Origin of the sequence: Pseudomonas sp. R3-56, assembly GCF_051132075.1 — a bacterium.
Classification (GTDB): domain Bacteria; phylum Pseudomonadota; class Gammaproteobacteria; order Pseudomonadales; family Pseudomonadaceae; genus Aquipseudomonas.
Genome location: NZ_CP071657.1, coordinates 217866 through 234225, shown reverse-complemented (window position 1 = coordinate 234225; position 16360 = coordinate 217866). Strand labels below are relative to the sequence as shown.

Below are 16360 nucleotides of genomic sequence, written 5' to 3'. Positions count from 1 at the left end.
CCAGCAAAGCCGCGGCGCTGGCGCCACGGCAATCAATAACTGTCCGGGCCCCGGCGGCACGCGCCATGTCGGCGACCCTGGGGCTTGGAACGAACAACGGCAGCCGCGCCAGGGCGGGCCACGCTTCACCGGCGAGCCGGCGCAGATGCTCGAAGCTCTGCCCACTGCTGACCACCAGCGCGTTCAAGCGTTCCGCTTCGACCCTGGCCGGCAGTTCGCCCTCGGCGTATTGCGGCAGGCCGCGCCGGTACAGCTCAAGATAGTCGACACTAGCACCTTGCTCGCGCAAACGCTCTGCCAGCAAGCCGCGTCCACCCTCACCACGGACGATCAAGACACGCGGATCGGGCCGGTCGAGTACCTGGCGCAACGCCCCGAGCTCAAGCAAGGCTTCGCTGTCGTCGCCGTTATCGGGATAAAACACGCTGAGGCCGGCATCGGCAAGAATCTGTCCGGTAGCGGCGCCCACGCTGAACCATGGCAAATCCGGAGGTTGCGGCCAATACTGACGCAACAGCTCCACGCACAAGCGCGCGGCGGGCTTGCTGACCACGATCACGGCGCAATAGTGATTCAATTCACGGAGGATCGCCTGCCCGGATTCGGTCACCGGGACCGGCTCGATATCCAGCAGCGGCAGGCTGCTGCTGTAGATTTCCGCATCCGCCAGCACAGCCGCCAGGGCCGCCGATTCGTCCGTCGGCCGGGTCAGCAGCAGCCGCCAGCCCGTCACGCGTGGCCAGCCTCGCCGTAGACTTTCTTGAGGATGTCATCGGCGCCCTGGCTCAGCAGGTCTTCGGCCACCCGCACGCCCAGCGCCTCGGCATCGCCGCGCGGTGCTCGGGCCTGGGCGCTGAGCAGTTGGCCGCCGCTGGGATCGCCCACCAGGCCACGCAGCCAGACCTGCTCGCCTTCGAGCACGGCGTAGCAGGCAATCGGCACCTGGCATCCGCCGTTCAGATGCTTGTTCAGGGCGCGCTCGGCGAAGACCCGCGTGGCGGTGTCGTCGTGGTGCAGCGGCGCCAGCAGTGCATGGATTTCGCTGTCGGCGCTACGGCATTCGATGCCCACCGCGCCCTGCCCACCGGCCGGCAGGCTGTCATCGACGCTGATGGCCGAGGTGATGCGATCTTCAAACCCGAGCCGGATCAGGCCGGCGGCGGCGAGGATGATCGCGTCGTATTCGCCAGCATCGAGCTTGGCCAGGCGCGTGTTGACGTTGCCGCGCAGGAAGCGGATCTGCAGGTCCGGACGCCGCGCCAGCAACTGCGCCTGGCGACGCAGGCTGGAAGTGCCGACCACACTTCCCGGGGGCAATGCTTCAAGACTGGAAAAGCTGTTGGAGACAAACGCATCACGCGGGTCTTCCCGCTCGCAGATGCAAAAAAGGCCCAGGCCTTCGGGGAAGTCCATGGGCACATCTTTCATCGAATGCACGGCGATGTCGGCTTCGTTGTCCAGCAGCGCGGTTTCCAGCTCCTTGACGAACAGGCCCTTGCCACCGATCTTCGACAGGGGCGAATCGAGCAGTTTGTCACCGCGACTGACCATCGGCACCAGCGATACGATCAGGCCAGGGTGGGCCGCTTCCAGGCGGGTTTTGACGTACTCGGCCTGCCAGAGAGCCAAGGCGCTTTTACGGGTGGCGATGCGGATCTCGCGAGGGGACATGGATCAATCCGTACTTAAAAGATACGGCAGATAATAACAGCTCAGCCAAATCCGCTTTGACTTGAATCACGACGCAAAGGCCTCCCGGGCCGCCAATCCTGAAGATTGAACGCTGCGGAACACGCTAAAGCTGTTGCATCATCTTGCGCACGCCCGCCACATGCCGCCGGCTAACGATCAGCGCGTCGCCATTGAGCCCCTTGAGGTAAAGCTGGAAGTGCCCGAGGGGGGTGCGTTGCAAACGCTCGATACGCTCGCGAGCCACCAAGGCGTTGCGGTGGATGCGCACGAACCGTTCGCCGAACTCGTCCTCCAGCGCCTTGAGCGGCTCGTCCAGCAGCACTTCTCCGCTTTCGTGGCGCAAGGTCACGTATTTGTGGTCGGCAATGAAGTAGACCACCTGGTTCAACGGAATCAGCTCGATACCTTTTCGGGTCCGTGCGCTGATATGGCTGCGCGGGCCGCTGCCGCTCTCGGCGGCCGGGCGGGTAAGCGCCGCCAGTTGCACGCGGTTCGGTCGCTCAGCCTTGCGCAACGCTTCTTCCAGCGCCTCGACGGAAACCGGCTTGATCAGATAGCCCACGGCACCGGCCTGCAACACCTCCGGAGGAAAATCGTCCCGGGTGGTACAGAACACCACTGCGGGAGGCGACTCGCGCTCGCACAGCTTGGCCGCGACCTGCAGCCCGTCCAGGCCAGGCATGCGGATGTCGAGCAGCACGATATCCGGCTTGTGGCTGTCGATAAGGGCCAACGCCTCTTCGCCATTGGTGGCGCTCGGCTCCAGGACACTGTAACCCTCGAGTTCGCCAAGCATTCGGCTCAGGCGCTCGCGGACCAGTGGTTCGTCGTCAACGATCAGGACATTCATATTGCGCTGGATTCCTGCGTGAGTCTCGCACAAGGATAGCGTAGACAGGGGAAGTGACATCCGTCACCGCGATCCACGCTAAGACTCGTCCGAGGGCCAAAAAGTGCCGCGAGGTGGTTGCCTATCTTTACCAGCGCTTGCCTACCGGAGCTCGAGGCCTGTTGTCGCACAACGTCGCCACAGGGACTGTTAACACTCGATCTGATCAATATGAGCACCCCCATTTTTTTGGTGCGTCCGATGCGTCCAAGATGAAAAAGCAAAGCCCTACGTCCACTGTAGACGGTTGCCACGACGATATTGCTCAATCGAAAAATATCGTTGTGCAAAAACCCGGCAAATGCGTGGCTTTTCCGGGTAAAAAACCTGCCGACCATTGCCAGCGCCAGCCCCGGCAACCCTGCTATCATCCGCTGCAGCCTTAACCGCTACTTTTTCTTCAGCCGATCACGAGCGAATTCATGAGCACTGACAAGACCAATCAGTCCTGGGGCGGCCGCTTCAGTGAACCCGTCGACGCCTTCGTCGCCCGCTTCACCGCCTCCGTCAATTTTGACCAGCGCCTGTATCGCCACGACATCATGGGCTCGATCGCCCACGCCACCATGCTGGCCAAGGTCGGCGTGCTGACCGATGCCGAGCGCGACAGCATCATCGATGGCCTGAAGACCATCCAGGGCGAGATCGAGGCCGGCCAGTTCGACTGGCGCGTGGACCTTGAAGACGTGCACATGAACATCGAAGCGCGCCTGACCGACCGCATCGGCGTGACCGGCAAGAAGCTGCACACCGGTCGCAGCCGTAACGACCAGGTCGCCACTGACATCCGCTTATGGCTGCGTGATGAAATCGACCTGATCCTGGCTGAAATCACCCGCCTGCAAAAAGGCCTGCTGGAACAGGCCGAGCGCGAGGCGGAGAGCATCATGCCGGGCTTCACGCACTTGCAAACCGCGCAACCTGTAACGTTTGGGCATCACATGCTCGCCTGGTTCGAGATGCTCAGCCGCGACTACGAGCGCCTGGTCGACTGCCGCAAACGCACCAATCGCATGCCCCTGGGCAGCGCCGCGCTCGCCGGCACGACCTATCCGATCGACCGTGAATACACCGCGCAACTGCTGGGCTTCGATGCGGTGGGCGGCAACTCGCTGGATAACGTTTCGGACCGCGACTTCGCCATCGAATTCTGCTCCGCCGCGAGCATCGCGATGATGCACCTGTCGCGCTTCTCCGAAGAGCTGGTGCTGTGGACCAGCGCGCAATTCCAGTTCATCGATCTGCCCGACCGCTTCTGCACCGGCAGCTCGATCATGCCGCAAAAGAAAAACCCCGACGTGCCGGAGCTGGTACGGGGCAAGAGCGGCCGGGTATTCGGCGCGCTGATGGGCCTGCTGACCCTGATGAAAGGCCAGCCACTGGCCTACAACAAGGACAACCAGGAAGACAAGGAGCCGCTGTTCGACGCCGCCGATACCTTGCGCGATTCGCTGCGCGCGTTCGCCGACATGATCCCGGCCATCAAGCCCAAGCATGCGGTCATGCGCGAAGCGGCCCTGCGCGGCTTCTCCACCGCCACCGACCTGGCCGATTACCTGGTCCGCCGTGGCCTGCCGTTCCGTGATTGCCATGAGATTGTCGGCCATGCCGTGAAGTACGGCGTCGACAACGGCAAGGACCTGGCGGAAATGAGCCTGGAAGAACTGCGCCAGTTCAGCGACCAGATCGAGCAGGACGTGTTCGCGGTGTTGACACTGGAAGGCTCGGTCAATGCCCGTGATCATGTTGGCGGTACGGCGCCGGCGCAGGTAAAAGCAGCGGTCGTTCGTGGCCAGGCGCTTCTCGCCAGCCGCTAAAGCAAGAGCATCGCGAGCAAGCTCGCTCCCACAGGGATTTCAGTGAACACAAATTTTGTGAACATGGAGATCAAATGTGGGAGCGAGCTTGCTCGCGATAGCGGTCGTCAGGACAACGAAACCACTCACTTCCTGGCAGCAATCTTCGCCAGGAACGCCGGCATTTCAGCCTCTCGATCCGCCGCAATCCGCTGCACGTGCGGATTTTGCCCGAGCAGCTCCATCAATGCCCTGGCCTTCGGCATCTCTGCCAGCAAGTCGATATCGAAAACCTTCTTGCCCACCGGCAAGGCCAGCGAAAGGCTGTAGTAGAAATACAGGTCGGCAATGCTCAAGCTGTCACCCGCCAAATAAGGCGAGAATTTTCCGTGCCGGCCAAGCGAGGCAAACCCGAGCAATAACTCGCCCTTGGCCTTGTCCTTGATCGCCTCGGGCACCGCCATGCCAAAAAACGCTTCGGGATAGCAGGCACGTCCCGGCAGCTCGATGTACAACTCGATTTCCCGGCACAAGGCCAGCACCTGGGCGCGCTCGAACGGGTCGTTGGGCAGCAGGGCCTTGCCCGGCTGGGTTTGCTCGATATATTCCAGAATGACGCTGGTCTCGTTGATAAAGCCCTGCTCGGTCTTCAATACCGGCACCTTGCCGCGCGGGCTGATGGCCAGGGCTTCCGGGGTCTGGGCGCCAAAGAACTGGACCTCTTCGAAGGGCAGCCCCTTCTCCAGCAGCGCCAGCTTGACCATGTTGTAATAATTGCTGACAGAAAAACCATAAAGCTTGAGCATTCCATAGCCTCCAGGCCGTGCGGGGTTGGCAGCCTTGGGTTATAGACCGGCGGGACATTTCGCGCCAGGCGCATCACGCTGCTGAATGCAGGTAAACTGGCGGCCTTTTCCACAGGAGGCTGCCATGAGCGAGCCAAGCGATATCGAACATGACGAAGAAGAATTCGTCGAATCCACGCTGATCCAGGCCATCGAGAACCAGATCGAAAGCGACAACCCGCCAGCGGCCAAGGCCACCTTCAACAAGTTGACCCTGGTCGGTTATGAGCGTGACGAAATCCTCAACCTGATGGCCCACGTGCTGGCGGTTGAAATCGACGCGATCCTGGAAGAAGACCGTCCGTTCAATACCGAGTGGTACGAAGCCGCCCTGCGCGCCTTGCCTGAGCTGCCGCCGGAAAAGAAATGACCCGACGGGCAACGCCGCTCTTGTGGTGAGGGAGCTTGCTCCCGCTCGGCCGTCCGACGCTTCGGGCGCAGCAGTCGCAAATTTTCGGGATCGCTTCGCAACCCAGCGGGAGCAAGCTCCCTCGCCACAAAAAAATCGCTTTAAACAAAAAAGCCCCACACTGACACTGGACAGCTCGGCCGAGTGCGCTCACCTTAGTGACGCTGTCGACCAAATTCCTAGAAAGTCTGGAGTCCTTATGTCGCTTACCCCTGAGCTGGTTGCCGAACTGGAAATCCTTGCACTCTTCAACCTGGACAGTTCCCAGGAAGGCCTGAAAATTCATCAGACCGCTGCCCCGAAAGCCATCGCCGCTGCCAAGCGCCTGTTTGAAAAAGATCTGATAGACCAACCCGATGGCGGTTATCTGACCAGTCTGGGGCGTGATGCCGCGCAAAATGTGCAAACTGTCCTGACGATACTCCGCGCCGAAGAAACCGCCTGATCTCCTCCCGCCCACGGAAATCCCTTTGCCTCGGGGTTTCCGCAGGCGCACGGCTTCTTTCGTAAAAATCCTGACGTCAAAATCATTATCAGCTCAAGAATTCCACGATTCGGGCGTTAACCTGCCATCACTTGTGCTTCCCCACGTGCGACGCCGCGAGCCGGTTTGAGCTGACATGACCCGCAATCACGAAATACGCCCCGATCTGGACCAGGGAATCGACCGCAAGGTCCTGAGCCAGTTGCGCGCGCGTTTCCTCAAGCTCAATTCCGGCCGCATGGAGCGCGCCCTCGAAGGGTTGTCGACCCGCCAGCAGGGCGTATTGACGCTGCTTCCGCTGTTCTTTCACGTCAACCATCCACTGCTGCCCGGCTACGTCTCCGGCAGCACGCCCGCCGGGTTGTCGAATTACGAGCCCGACGCCAATGTCCTCGCCGAGGCCCAGCGGCTGACCCGCTCGTTTTCGTATAAGCCGCGCCATGGCAGCAACCCTCCGCGGCCAATCCTCGGCCTGTTCCTGATGGGCAGCCTCGGCACGCTCGCCCAGGCCGACCAGAGCGACATGGACGTATGGGTGTGCCACGGCCCGGACTTGAGCGAGGATGAACTCGCCGAGCTACGCAAGAAATGCCAGCTGCTGGAAATCTGGGCCGCCACCCAAGGCGCCGAGGCTCACTTTTTCCTCATTGACCCGGCGCGATTCGTCCGCGGCGAACGGGACAACCAGCTCAGCTCCGATGACTGCGGCACCACCCAGCATTATCTGTTGCTGGACGAGTTCTACCGCACCGCCATCTGGCTGGCCGGGCGCACGCCGATCTGGTGGCTGGTGCCGGTCTATGAAGAAGAGAATTATCAGCAATACACCCACACGCTGATCTCCAAGCGCTTCATCCGTGCCGACGAAACCCTGGACCTGGGGCATCTGGCCTACATCCCGCCGGGCGAATTCATCGGCGCCGGGCTCTGGCAGCTGTTCAAGGGCATCGAGTCGCCCTACAAATCCGTGCTCAAACTGTTGCTGACCGAGGTCTACGCCAGCGAACACCCGGACGTGCGCTGCCTGAGCCTGCGCTTCAAGCAAGCGGTGTTCGCCAATCGCCTGGACCTGGACGAGCTGGACCCGTACATGGTGGTTTACCGCCGTCTCGAGGAATACCTCAACGCCCGTGGCGAACCGGAACGCCTGGAGCTGATCCGCCGCGCGCTGTACCTGAAGGTCAATCGCAAGCTCACTGGCCACGCCCGCAGCAGCGGCTGGCAACGCAACCTGCTTGAACGCCTGGCGCGGGACTGGGGTTGGGATCAACGCCAACTCGCGTTGCTCGACAGCCGCAGCCAATGGAAGGTCCGTCAGGTCAGCAATGAGCGGCGCGCATTGGTCAACGAGCTGACCTACAGTTATCGTTTCCTGACCCAGTTCGCCCGCACCGAAAAGACCGTCAGCCTGATCAACAAGCGCGACCTCAATGTCCTTGGCCGACGGCTGTATGCGGCCTTCGAGCGCAAGGCCGACAAGGTCGAGTTCATCAATCCTGGAATTGCCCCGGACCTGGCCGAAGACACCCTGACCCTGGTCCAGTCGCCGAACAAAAAAGAGCCGGGGCAGAACCAGTGGGGGTTGTACAACGGCAGCCTGAATGCCTTGGAATGGGAGAATTTCGCGCCGATCAAGCGCAGCCGCGAATTGCTCGAATTGCTCACCTGGTGCCACCGCAACGGCGTGATCGACAGTAGCACGCGCCTGGCGCTACACCCCGGCGACAGCGACCTGAGCGAGTTCGAGCTGTTCAACTTGCTGGGCAGCCTGCAACAGTCCATCGCCCTGCCCCTGGCCACGGTTGACGAAGAACAGCTGCTGCATGCCAGCGTACCCGGCGAAGTGCTGATTCTGGTGAACGTCGGCGTCGACCCGCTCAAGCATCACCGCGACTTGAACATCCTGATGACCACCGAGCGCACCGACTCCTTGAGCTACGCCGGTGTCCGCGAAAACCTGGTCTTGACCCTCGACCAGGTCACCCTCAACAGCTGGAATGAAGTGCTGGTCAACCGGTTCGACGGCGAGCACGCCCTGCTCGATTGCCTGCGCGACTACCTCAACGACCTGCCCCTCACGCAGCGCCAGCCACGCTTGCAGGTGCGCTGTTTCTGTCACAACCGTGCGCAGTTCATCGCGCGACGGGTCGAAGAAGTCATCGAGACCGCCCAGACCTTGCTGCTGAGCAAACTCAACTACCGCTACCTGCTTCAGGTCCAGCAGCATTATCACGTGCTAGAGCTGGTGCCCGGCCAGGTCAACCATGTGGCGTTGAACAGCCTGCCGGCGTTGATGGACTACCTGGGCGAAGAGTTGACGGCATACAGCCCGCTGCATCTGGACGCGATGGCCATGGAAGAACACGACGCGGCCCTGATCCTGCCCATGGGCCAGCCCGAGTGCATCCAGGTGTTCTACCGGGTCTACGAGGACGAAGCGGAGCTGTATGTGCTCGATGAATTCAACGCGTTGTGGCAGCAGCGCCTGCCGTATCACGATGACCAAAGCCTGCTGGTGCCGCTGCAGCGCTTCCTGCAGTCGGTGCTGTATCGCCGCGACGCCTTGCTGCCGATGGACGCCACCCAGCCGTTGACCCTGGAAATCCTTTATTACCAGCTCCTGCCTTCGGGTAACGGGCGGGCCCGGCGGGTCGAATCACGGCAGGCGCCGCAGACGCCGGTCAACAAGCCCTTCTACGACGTACAGGCGATCATCGGCAAAGCGGCGCACGGGCAAGTACACGTCACCCTCTATTGCGACCAACGGGAATTTTCGGAGCTGGAGCATGGCGACCAGCTGTTTCACGTGGTCGCCAGGGAAATCGTCGGGCAGCGCCGCGACGCCGAACGCTATCGCTGCTATATCACCGACCTGGACCTCTCCGGCCTGGTCGGTGACGGTGCCTGCCCAAGCATTTTGTTCCTGCGCTACAAGGCCGACCTGGAGCGCGCACTGAACGAAGCATTGAATCAGGTCTGACGGGGTTCAGGACGGGAAATCACCGCCATTGGCCGGCTGGGACTCGACTTCCAGCAACGTCAGCTTCAAGGTCTTGCCACCCGGCGCCGGCCAGTCGATGTGCTGCCCCACCTTCAAGCCCAGCAAGGCACTGCCCACCGGTGCCAGGATCGAAATCCGGCCCTCGTCGGCGTTGGCGTCCTTCGGGTAGACCAGCGTCAGATGGTAATCCTTGCCGCTGCTTTCCTCGCGGCAGTGCACACGCGAATTCATGGTCACGACATCGGCGGGCACTTCATCGTGGCCGACCAGTGTCTCGGCGCGATCCAGTTCGGTTTGCAGCGCGATCACACCGGGAAGCGTGTCATCCAGGCTGTCGATCAAGCGCTCCAGACGTTGTACGTCCAAGCGAGTCAGGGTGATGGAAGGTGCGGTCATGATCCAGGCAGACTCCTTTCTTCTGCACGAAAAAAGCAAAACCCCGCCACATAAGACGGGGTTTTCACGCGCCTCGATGAGTTGAGGCGTTGCTGGACACTACCACAGCTCAATAAATATACAACCCGGATGGTTCTTGCCCATCAGGTGGAAGGCTTTTGTGGCGAGGGAGCTTGCTCCCGCTGGGTTGCGAAGCGACCCCAAGAATCTTGCGACTGCTTCGCAGCCGAGCGGGAGCAAGCTCCCTCGCCACGGGCATCATGACAAAGACTTGCGTTTGGCGGCCTCGGCACAGATCATCCGCCGGCGTTCATCATCCGCCGAGCGCCATTCGCGGATATCTTCCACGTGCCGGAAACAGCCGAGGCAGACCTTCTGCTCATCCAGCTTGCACACGCTGGTGCAAGGCGACGGAACGGCGGGGCTGACGTTGCTGTAGAGCGGCTTGGGTGGCCGCGCCGGGGCTGGCTGGCTCACGCGTTCACAGTCCTTCGAATTCGAGCTCAGCGCCCGCCTGCTGCCTGACGATGCGTTCGAGCATCTCGCCCAACTGCTCTTCGCTCTTGTCGCACATCCAGCGCTCGCTTTCCTCGTCATAGTCGAAGTGAAAACCACCGGACACCGCCGCCAGCCACAACTGCCGCAACGGTTCCTGGCGGCTGAAAATCAGCTGGCTACCGTTCTCGAACTTGACGGTGAGTACACCGGCGGAAATTTCCAGATCGATATCCAGGCCACTGTCATCGAACACATCCTCCAGCGTTTGCTGGGTCGCATCGACCAGGTCGTGGAAACGGGCTTCAGTCAAACTCATTGCGGCAACCTCGAAAATGTCTGCTCATGCTCAAGCGCCGCAAGATACGGACGCTTCCCGGCGATTGCAAAGGATATACCGGTTGAGACAACCAGCGCCGCCGGACGGGCGCCCCGTTGCATAGGCAAGCTGACGGGTGGCCGGTATACTCCGGCGCAATTAACGCATTTTCAAGGATTTCGCCATGAAGCGCCTGATCTCTTCCCTTGCTGCGCTCGTCGCGGTTGCCTGCCTTGTGACAGCCTGTGGTCAAAAAGGTCCGCTGTACCTGCCTGATGACAGCAAGTCTCCCGAAGAACAAGCAGAGCAGGCCAAGTCGTCGCAATCCAAGTCACACGCGCACGACACCCACACCACTTACTAAGGGACCGCCATGGACGCTTTTAACTACCGTGGCGGGGAGCTGTTCGCGGAAGGGGTTGCCCTGTCCGCGATAGCCGAACGTTTCGGCACGCCGACCTACGTCTATTCCCGTGCCCATATCGAAGCCCAGTATCGTACCTTCGCCGATGCCCTCGAGGGCATGCCGCACCTGGTGTGCTTCGCGGTAAAAGCCAACTCGAACCTGGGCGTGCTCAACGTCCTGGCGCGCCTTGGCGCCGGCTTCGACATCGTTTCCGGTGGCGAGCTGGAGCGTGTGCTGGCCGCGGGAGGCAGCGCCGACAAGATCGTGTTCTCCGGTGTCGGCAAGACCCGCGAAGACATGCGCCGCGCGCTGCAAGTCGGTGTGCATTGCTTCAACATCGAATCCACCGACGAGCTGGAGCGGTTGCAGGTCGTCGCCGCCGAGCTGGGCGTGCGCGCACCGGTTTCCTTGCGCGTGAACCCGGACGTCGACGCCGGCACCCACCCGTACATTTCCACTGGCCTCAAGGAAAACAAGTTCGGCATCGCCATTGCCGACGCCGAGGACGTGTATGTACGTGCAGCCCAGCTGCCAAACCTGGAAGTGCTCGGCGTCGATTGCCATATCGGCTCGCAACTGACCACCCTCGAACCGTTCATCGATGCCCTCGACCGCCTGCTGGCGCTGGTCGATCGCCTCGGCGACTGCGGCATCTACCTGCGTCACATCGACCTTGGCGGCGGTGTCGGCGTGCGTTATCGCGACGAAGAGCCGCCATTGGTGGCCGACTACATCAAGACCGTGCGCGAGCGCCTCGAAGGCCGCGACCTGGCATTGATGTTCGAGCCCGGTCGCTACATCGTCGCCAATGCCGGCGTGCTGCTGACCCAGGTCGAGTACCTCAAGCACACCGAGCACAAGGATTTCGCCATCGTCGACGCAGCCATGAATGACCTGATCCGTCCGGCGCTGTACCAGGCCTGGATGGATGTCACCGCGGTGCGCCCACGCGATACCGCGGCCCGCGCCTACGACATCGTCGGGCCGATCTGCGAAACCGGCGATTTCCTGGCCAAGGGCCGGGAGCTGGCGTTGGAAGAAGGCGATCTGCTGGCCGTGCATTCGGCGGGTGCCTACGGGTTTGTCATGAGTTCCAACTACAACACCCGCGGCCGTTGCGCCGAGGTGCTGGTGGACGGTGATCAGGCATTCGAAGTGCGCCGCCGCGAGACGGTAGCCGAGCTGTTTGCCGGCGAAAGCCTGTTGCCGGAGTAATACCATGCTGCTGCGTTTTACCAAGATGCACGGCCTGGGCAATGACTTCATGGTCCTCGACCTGGTCAGCCAGCACGCGCACATCCTGCCTAAGCACGCCAAGCAATGGGGCGACCGCCACACCGGCATCGGCTTCGACCAGTTGCTGATCGTCGAGGCGCCGAACAACCCGGACGTGGATTTCCGCTACCGGATCTTCAATGCCGACGGTTCCGAAGTGGAGCAGTGCGGCAACGGTGCGCGCTGCTTCGCCCGCTTCGTGCTGGACAAGCGCTTGACTGCCAAACGGCAGATTCGCGTCGAGACCAAAAGCGGCATCATCGAACTGGATGTTCGCAGCGACGGCCAGATCGGCGTCAACATGGGCGCCCCACGCCTGGTTCCGGCGGACATTCCGTTCCAGGCACCGGCCCAGGCCCTGAGCTATACCGTCGACGTCGACGGTATGCCGGTGGAACTGGCGGCGGTGTCCATGGGCAACCCCCATGCTGTGCTGCGGGTGGATGATATAAACAGTGCGCCCGTGCACGAACTGGGGCCGAAGATCGAGCATCATTCGCGCTTCCCGGCCCGGGTGAACGTCGGCTTCCTGCAGGTCATCGATCGGCATCGCGCGCAACTGCGTGTCTGGGAACGCGGCGCCGGGGAAACCCAGGCGTGCGGCACCGGCGCCTGCGCTGCGGCCGTCGCTGCGATCAGCCAGGGGTGGATGGATTCGCCATTGCTGATCGACCTGCCCGGCGGGCGCCTGTCCATCGAATGGGCAGGCCCTGGCCAACCGGTGATGATGACCGGCCCGGCCGTACGCGTATACGAAGGACAAGTTCGTCTTTGAGTGAGCCAAACCATGACCGATAAGCCTCAGGTTCCAGCCCCGCAGCCCGACGAATCCCCGAACCAGAACCCGGAAGCCGCAGCCGTGGCCGCTTACCTGGAGGCCCATCCGGACTTTTTCGTCGAGCATGAAGACCTGCTTTCGACGATGCGCATTCCCCACCGGCGCGGCGATACCGTGTCGCTGGTGGAGCACCAGATGAAGATCCTGCGCGAACGCAACATCGAAATGCGCCACCGTCTTTCGCACCTCATGGACGTGGCGCGCGACAACGACCGGCTCTTCGACAAGACCCGTCGCCTGATCCTCGCGTTGATGGACGCCAGCACCCTGGAAGACCTGGTGATGAGCGTCGAAGACAGCCTGCGCCAGGATTTCCAGGTGCCTTTTGTCAGCCTCATCCTGTTTGGCGACAACGCCATGCCGGTGGGGCGCTGGGTGACTCACGCCGAAGCGCAGACCGCCATCGGTGGCCTGCTCACGGAAAACAAAAGCGTCAGCGGCAGCCTGCGCGAACATGAGCTGGATTTCCTGTTCGGCGAAGAACAACGCAAGCAGATCGGCTCTACGGCCGTCGTCGCCATTGCCCACCAGGGCGTGCACGGCGTGCTGGCCATCGCCAGCCGCGATCCGCAGCACTACAAGAGCTCGGTCGGCACGTTGTTCCTGAGTTATATCGCCGAAGTCACCGGCCGCGTGCTGCCACGGGTTGCCGGTTCGCTGCGCTCGGTACGCTGACGATGGAACGGCAACTGGACGCCTACTGCGAGCACCTGCGCAGTGAGCGCCAGGTGTCGCCCCACACCTTGTCGGCCTATCGCCGCGACCTCGAAAAGGTGCTGGGCTGGTGCCAGAAACAGAATATCGGCAGCTGGTCGGCCCTGGATATCCAACGCCTGCGCAGCCTGATTGCCCGCCTGCATCAACAAGGGCAATCCTCCCGCAGCCTGGCGCGACTGTTGTCGGCGGTGCGCGGCTTGTACCAGTACCTCAACCGTGAAGGCCTTTGCGACCACGACCCGGCCACCGGCCTGGCACCGCCCAAGGGCGAGCGTCGGCTGCCCAAGACCCTCGACACCGACCGCGCCTTGCAATTGCTGGAGGGCGCCGTCGAGGATGACTTTCTCGCGCGACGAGACCAGGCAATCCTCGAGCTGTTCTATTCCTCGGGCCTGCGGCTTTCGGAACTGACCGGGCTGAACCTCGAACAACTGGACCTGGCCGACGGCATGGTTCAGGTGCACGGCAAGGGCAGCAAGACCCGCCTGCTGCCTATCGGCCGCAAGGCCCGCGAAGCCTTGGACCTGTGGCTGCCGCTCCGGGCAATGGCCAACCCGGCCGATGATGCGGTCTTCGTCAGCCAGCAAGGCCGGCGCCTCGGGCCGCGAGCGATACAGCTGCGGGTCAAGGCTGCCGGTGAGCGCGAACTTGGGCAGAACCTGCATCCACACATGCTGCGACATTCGTTCGCCAGCCACCTGCTCGAATCGTCCCAGGACCTGCGCGCCGTCCAGGAGCTGCTCGGCCATTCGGACATCAAGACCACCCAGATCTATACCCATCTGGACTTCCAGCACCTGGCGACGGTCTATGACAGTGCCCACCCCAGGGCCAAACGCATCAAGGGCGACGAATCATGACCATCGAACTCATCACTTTCGACCTGGACGACACCCTGTGGGACACCGCCCCGGTGATCGCCAGCGCCGAAGCCGTATTACGTCAGTGGCTGACCGATAACGCACCGGACCTGGGCGACTTTCCGGTGGAGCGCTTGTGGGCAATCCGCACGCAAGTGCTCAGCGAAGAGCCGGACCTCAAGCACCGCATCAGTGCCTTGCGCCGACGCGTGCTGTTCCGGGCGCTGCAAGACGCCGGCTATGACCAATGGCGGGCTTCGGAGCTGGCAGACCAAGGATTCGAGGCCTTCCTGCACGCCCGCCATCAACTGGAGGTGTTTCCCGAGGTGCAGCCGACCCTGGAATTGCTCGCCAATGATTACGCCCTGGGCGTCGTCACCAATGGCAACGCCGATGTCCGGCGCCTGGGGCTGGCGGATTACTTCAAGTTCGCCCTGTGCGCCGAGGACATCGGCATCGCCAAGCCCGACGCCCGGCTGTTCCACGAAGCCCTGCAACGCGGCGGCGCGACCGCGCAGACTGCCGTGCACATTGGCGATCACCCGGGCGACGACATCGCCGGCGCCCAACAGGCCGGCCTGCGCGCAGTGTGGTTCAACCCGACAGGCAAGGCGTGGGACGCCGACCATGCGCCGGATGCGGAGATCCGCAGCCTGACCGAACTGCCGGGGTTATTGGCAGGATGGCATAACCCGCGCTGAGCCCCCAACGCCGCCTGTGTGGGAGCGAGCCCGCTCGCGAAGACGGCGGTACATTCAGCACTGATGTATCAGGTAAACAGCTATCGCGAGCAGGCTGACTCCCACAAGGGCCCGCCTTGGACACCTGATCCGCCCCCATGAAAAAGCCCGCAGCGACGGCGGGCTTTTTCAGCAAGCAAGGGCAGATACTCAGATCGGGCGGCTGCCGTACTTGTTGTCAGGCTTCTTGGGCGGATCGGCGACCACATTGGCCTCCACTTCCTGCACCTTGCCACCCCGGGCCAGGAATTCCTCCATGGCCTTGGCGAGCGCATCACGCTCCTTGTTCTTGGCCTCTACGCTCGGCAACTCGTCGACCGATACCGCCGCCTTGGCCTTGCCTTTGGCGGTCGGGACCGGAACATCGGCACCGTCATCGTCAGCGACGTCTTCAGCCGCCGCTTCCAGGCCTTCTTCGGCCTCGTCTTCATCACCTACTTCGAGGTCGTCGTTTTCCAGATCATCGTCGCTCATGTTCTACCTCATGACTTGCGAAAAGCAGATTAGTTATAGCCCAGCTTCGCCATCTGTCGAAGGCTGCCAGAAAAAATTCAACATCCGCCAACCATCAGCGGTCATGCCCCTTCACCGTACAAGGTGGCGAGGACTTTACGAGTACCGCCATGATCACGGTGCTCGCCCAGATAAACACCTTGCCAGGTGCCCAACGCCAACCGTCCCGCCGTCACCGGAAGACTGAGCTGACATCCCAGCACGCTGGCCTTGAAGTGCGCCGGGAGGTCGTCCAGGCCTTCGTCGTTGTGCTCATAGTCGGCGGTTCCTTGTGGGATCAGCCGATTGAAAAATCGTTCGAAGTCTCGACGTACCGCCGGATCGGCGTTCTCGTTGATGGTCAGCGAGGCCGAGGTGTGCTGCAGCCACAGATGCAACAGACCGACACGACATGCCTCGAGTTCAGGCAGGCCGGCGAGCAACTCGTCCGTTACCAGATGAAAGCCCCGGGGCCTTGCCCGCAGGGTTATCAGCGTCTGTTGCCACATACAGTTCTCCGCACGTTCGGCGCGCATTCTAGCGCGCTCTGGGAAAAAACAAAGGGCCTAATATTCCTGCTTTCCTGTAAGTCTTTGGCGGTAGAAAAACCCGTGTCGCATACACAACAAAAGGCGTCGGAAAAAACCAGCACGCCCTGTGAGCAATGACAAATTCCAGACAAAAAAATGCCCGGCGAACCGGGCAT

At 62.0% G+C, this 16360-nt stretch carries 18 protein-coding genes and 1 pseudogene; 10 read left to right on the top strand and 9 right to left on the bottom strand.

Translation table 11 applies throughout. The features are described 5' to 3' along the window. Window positions 1-34: 34 nt before the first annotated feature. From J3P96_RS01090 to J3P96_RS01080, 3 genes and pseudogenes are all read right to left on the bottom strand, one after another. Window positions 35-673 (bottom strand): annotated as a pseudogene (locus J3P96_RS01090) (uroporphyrinogen-III synthase); the annotation flags it as partial. A 56-nt stretch (window positions 674-729) separates the two neighbouring features. Next, entirely contained in the window at window positions 730-1671 is a 942-nt protein-coding gene (gene hemC, locus J3P96_RS01085) for a hydroxymethylbilane synthase (protein WP_434570974.1), read from the bottom strand. A 124-nt stretch (window positions 1672-1795) separates the two neighbouring features. Next, window positions 1796-2542, bottom strand: a complete 747-nt coding sequence (locus tag J3P96_RS01080) for a LytR/AlgR family response regulator transcription factor (protein ID WP_305497976.1) — start codon at window positions 2540-2542, stop codon at window positions 1796-1798. Window positions 2543-3003: 461 nt separating this feature from the next. On the opposite strand from J3P96_RS01080, the gene argH reads away from it, so the two are divergent. After that, complete coding sequence (gene argH / locus J3P96_RS01075; RefSeq protein ID WP_434570970.1) at window positions 3004-4398, top strand: argininosuccinate lyase; 1395 nt, start codon at window positions 3004-3006, stop codon at window positions 4396-4398. 125 nt (window positions 4399-4523) lie between these two features. Here argH and J3P96_RS01070 read toward each other — a convergent pair whose 3' ends face one another. Continuing rightward, the gene (locus J3P96_RS01070; RefSeq protein WP_434654787.1) at window positions 4524-5183 is read right to left on the bottom strand and encodes a glutathione S-transferase family protein; all 660 of its coding nucleotides are present in this window, start codon (window positions 5181-5183) and stop codon (window positions 4524-4526) included. 124 nt (window positions 5184-5307) lie between these two features. Here J3P96_RS01070 and J3P96_RS01065 point away from each other — a divergent pair, with 124 nt between their 5' ends. The 3 genes from J3P96_RS01065 to J3P96_RS01055 all read left to right on the top strand — a co-directional run bounded on the left by J3P96_RS01065 (window position 5308) and on the right by J3P96_RS01055 (window position 9095). Continuing rightward, window positions 5308-5592, top strand: a complete 285-nt coding sequence (locus tag J3P96_RS01065; RefSeq protein WP_434570967.1) for a hypothetical protein — start codon at window positions 5308-5310, stop codon at window positions 5590-5592. 238 nt (window positions 5593-5830) lie between these two features. After that, on the top strand, window positions 5831-6076 hold the full coding sequence (locus J3P96_RS01060) for a TIGR02647 family protein (RefSeq protein ID WP_150724924.1): 246 nt from the start codon (window positions 5831-5833) through the stop codon (window positions 6074-6076). A gap of 175 nt (window positions 6077-6251) precedes the next feature. Then, complete coding sequence (locus tag J3P96_RS01055) at window positions 6252-9095, top strand: class I adenylate cyclase (RefSeq protein WP_434654784.1); 2844 nt, start codon at window positions 6252-6254, stop codon at window positions 9093-9095. Between the two features lie 6 nt (window positions 9096-9101). Here the strand turns inward: J3P96_RS01055 and rnk are convergent, their stop codons facing one another. The 3 genes from rnk to cyaY form a co-directional block, all read right to left on the bottom strand. After that, window positions 9102-9512, bottom strand: a complete 411-nt coding sequence (gene rnk / locus J3P96_RS01050; protein ID WP_305497965.1) for a nucleoside diphosphate kinase regulator — start codon at window positions 9510-9512, stop codon at window positions 9102-9104. 258 nt (window positions 9513-9770) lie between these two features. Further along, window positions 9771-9989, bottom strand: coding sequence for a DUF1289 domain-containing protein (locus J3P96_RS01045; RefSeq protein ID WP_434654782.1), 219 nt, complete (start codon window positions 9987-9989; stop codon window positions 9771-9773). A 4-nt stretch (window positions 9990-9993) separates the two neighbouring features. After that, window positions 9994-10326: an iron donor protein CyaY gene (gene cyaY / locus J3P96_RS01040; RefSeq protein WP_434654779.1), complete on the bottom strand. Its 333-nt coding sequence runs from the start codon at window positions 10324-10326 to the stop codon at window positions 9994-9996. Window positions 10327-10510: 184 nt separating this feature from the next. Here cyaY and lptM point away from each other — a divergent pair, with 184 nt between their 5' ends. Genes lptM through J3P96_RS01010 form a run of 6 tightly spaced genes read left to right on the top strand, consistent with a single transcriptional unit; the run spans window position 10511 to window position 15123 of the window. Beyond that, a complete protein-coding gene (gene lptM / locus J3P96_RS01035) occupies window positions 10511-10690 on the top strand; it encodes an LPS translocon maturation chaperone LptM (RefSeq protein WP_264428547.1) in 180 nt (59 codons plus the stop codon). A gap of 9 nt (window positions 10691-10699) precedes the next feature. Beyond that, window positions 10700-11947: a diaminopimelate decarboxylase gene (lysA, locus tag J3P96_RS01030; protein ID WP_434627154.1), complete on the top strand. Its 1248-nt coding sequence runs from the start codon at window positions 10700-10702 to the stop codon at window positions 11945-11947. A 4-nt stretch (window positions 11948-11951) separates the two neighbouring features. Then, on the top strand, window positions 11952-12782 hold the full coding sequence (dapF, locus tag J3P96_RS01025) for a diaminopimelate epimerase (RefSeq protein ID WP_434654777.1): 831 nt from the start codon (window positions 11952-11954) through the stop codon (window positions 12780-12782). Window positions 12783-12794: 12 nt separating this feature from the next. Then, entirely contained in the window at window positions 12795-13520 is a 726-nt protein-coding gene (locus J3P96_RS01020; protein WP_434654774.1) for a DUF484 family protein, read from the top strand. 2 nt (window positions 13521-13522) lie between these two features. Further along, window positions 13523-14422, top strand: coding sequence for a tyrosine recombinase XerC (gene xerC / locus J3P96_RS01015; RefSeq protein WP_434602220.1), 900 nt, complete (start codon window positions 13523-13525; stop codon window positions 14420-14422). Continuing rightward, window positions 14419-15123, top strand: coding sequence for an HAD family hydrolase (locus J3P96_RS01010; protein WP_305497957.1), 705 nt, complete (start codon window positions 14419-14421; stop codon window positions 15121-15123). The genes xerC and J3P96_RS01010 overlap by 4 nt, the downstream gene beginning before the upstream one ends. A gap of 189 nt (window positions 15124-15312) precedes the next feature. On the opposite strand, the gene sutA is transcribed toward J3P96_RS01010, so the two are convergent. Both sutA and J3P96_RS01000 read right to left on the bottom strand, forming a co-directional pair. After that, window positions 15313-15636: a transcriptional regulator SutA gene (gene sutA, locus J3P96_RS01005; RefSeq protein ID WP_007941277.1), complete on the bottom strand. Its 324-nt coding sequence runs from the start codon at window positions 15634-15636 to the stop codon at window positions 15313-15315. 101 nt (window positions 15637-15737) lie between these two features. Then, window positions 15738-16163, bottom strand: a complete 426-nt coding sequence (locus tag J3P96_RS01000) for a secondary thiamine-phosphate synthase enzyme YjbQ (RefSeq protein ID WP_434654772.1) — start codon at window positions 16161-16163, stop codon at window positions 15738-15740. Window positions 16164-16360: the final 197 nt, after the last annotated feature.